This window comes from Streptococcus equinus (genome assembly GCF_900104225.1).
Taxonomy (GTDB): Bacteria; Bacillota; Bacilli; order Lactobacillales; family Streptococcaceae; genus Streptococcus; species Streptococcus equinus_D.
Genome location: NZ_FNJK01000016.1, coordinates 1 through 2,288, shown reverse-complemented (window position 1 = coordinate 2,288; position 2,288 = coordinate 1). Strand labels below are relative to the sequence as shown.

Below are 2,288 nucleotides of genomic sequence, written 5' to 3'. Positions count from 1 at the left end.
GCCTGTGAAACTGTCGGGGACTTAGCAATCGGTGCCGTTCAAATAATAAATTTAGAACAAGAAGCCCTTCTAGACTTAGAAAACAAATATGTTTTGCACCGAGAAACACCTCAATGGATTAAAGATGACCTTACAGGTACTTGTGATAATGTACAAGCTGTAATTGGATTTGCCGGGGATTTAATTAAACGCGACCCTAAAGCTTGGAAGACTGTCTATAAAGGTATTGAAGATTCTACTAGCGATGTCATTCATAACATCGCATCAGGAAACACCTTTGAAATCGGTGGCTACGTCTTTGACGTTGCCACACTTGTCGGCCCTGCTGCTGTTGGCAAACTCAAATACGTCGACGAAGCAAGCAACCTTACCAAACTCGCCGACGCCGGCGAAGTCGCCTCAACCGTTGGAAAAGTTGAAGATGGGGTGAAGGTTTCGGAAGAAATAAACCGTGAATTAGAAATAATAAAAACTAATAAATTTACTAAGAGTGGTAAAGAAATTGTCAAAGTACCTAAAGATATTTCTCCTTCAATTCAAGCAAAATCTTGGCAGGGTATGGGGATGTATCTCGGAGTTGATGATTATGTTGATATAAAACTAGTCAAGGGGGATAAAGTTTATATTTTAGAATCTGACTATGAGGTTGCTAATAATACCCACTCAGGATATGCAACCACATCCGAAGCTGTTAAAAAATCGTCTTACGATTCTCAAAAACTATCTAAAAGTTTACAAATAATGCCTTACTATGATACTGAAGCTGAAGAATTATCCGATTATGCTGAATATCGTATAAAAGTGACCGAATATACTGTAAATAATGATTTAGTAGCTGCATATGGAGAGAAAACAATAGCGAATCCACAATTTGGTTCAGGAGGAGCACCTCAATATTTCATTAAAGATATTGAAAATAAAATTAGCTTAGGCCAACTAAAACATGGAAAATCCATGCCGCTTCACAACCATAAAATTTCAGTAGATGAATACAATGCAATGATTAGTAGCATTTATTAATTATGTTGCTAACAATGGAGGAACATATGGAACTAGAAATTTTCAATCATCAATTAACAGCAAATAAAAAATATGATGACTTAACAAACGATGTCAAAGAATTATTTGAAAAACCAAAAGATAACAAAATTGATAATCTAATCTTACGTAGTAAACACGCAATTGTTTATAAGGAAATGCGTTTTCGTTTTATTCTTATTTTCAAAAAAAGAGAATTATCAAAAGTAATACTTATAGCCATGAAAAAGCAAGATAACCCAATCTATTCAGTGATTGAAAATACCAATGAACGTCATATAAAATGGCTTTTAAAAAATTATGGAGAACCTACAGATAAAAAATCTTGGGGAATTATCTATCAATTCTCAAGTATGAAAATAACATCAGAATACGACCCTAGAAGCGGAACTTCAGAAATTGTATATGATTTAAATTTTTCGAAAGAGAATTAAAAGTAAAGTATGAAAATAACTGGAACTAATTCTTATGGAAATTATCAATAAAAAAAATTTTGTTTTATCCAAATTGGATGACCAATATATTATTAGTTGGTCACGTGGAAAAAAGAATTTAATTTTTCCAATTACAAAGGAATTAAGGGATAAAGCTTTGAAATCTGACAAAGATGGCCTTGAAGTAATGTTTTACGCAGAGAATAAGCGCTGGCCAAAAGATGAAGAATTAAAGAATTTTAACAAAACAGATGTTATCACCCACAAAGGAAATGATTTTGTGATTTATGAAGAAAATGGAAAGTATGAAATGAAATTTTCTTCTGGTGATTTAATAGAACGCCAACTCACTTTTCCAATTACAAAGGAATTAAGGGATAAAGCTTTAAAATCTGATAAAGATGCTTTAGAGGTTATGGATTATCTTGTATGTAATACATGGGAAAAAACAGATTTAGAAGAAATTGGGCGTCAATTCTTACGACAACACCCAGAATTAATTTTTAAAAACTATGAGGCGAACAAAGCTCTGTTTACTAAAGAAGAATTTGAAAAATTAACAAGAAGTGTTATCGGAAAACTCGAACCGACTATTGTTGATTACTATGGCATGGATAACAACAATCTTGAATTAATTCTTCCTGATGAAACCCCATGGGATATTTCCTCTGAGTATGAACACTTATCAAAACTCCAAGATAAATTAAATCATTACATCAGTTTCATCGAAAATAAACAGTATACAGACAGATATAATGGCCCCTTCGATAAAATCATCATTCAAGCTTGCTTTAAGTACCACCCTACTAAAAATGG

3 protein-coding genes are annotated in these 2,288 nt (G+C 32.9%); all 3 read left to right on the top strand.

The window, feature by feature from the left end; genetic code table 11:
• A partial coding sequence (locus BLP98_RS09425) for a hypothetical protein (protein ID WP_074483003.1) occupies nt 1-1,020 on the top strand: 1,020 nt, incomplete at its 5' end.
• A 26-nt stretch (nt 1,021-1,046) separates the two neighbouring features.
• Nucleotides 1,047-1,472, top strand: coding sequence for a hypothetical protein (locus tag BLP98_RS09220; protein WP_074483002.1), 426 nt, complete (start codon nt 1,047-1,049; stop codon nt 1,470-1,472).
• 34 nt (nt 1,473-1,506) lie between these two features.
• Nucleotides 1,507-2,288: DUF6572 domain-containing protein (locus tag BLP98_RS09495; protein ID WP_074483001.1), on the top strand; the 782-nt coding region annotated here is incomplete at its 3' end.

What these genes read in the sequence shown, in the direction of transcription:
- BLP98_RS09220 (WP_074483002.1), top strand. Translation starts at nt 1,047, where the DNA reads ATGGAACTAGAAATTTTCAATCATCAATTAACAGCAAATAAAAAATAT.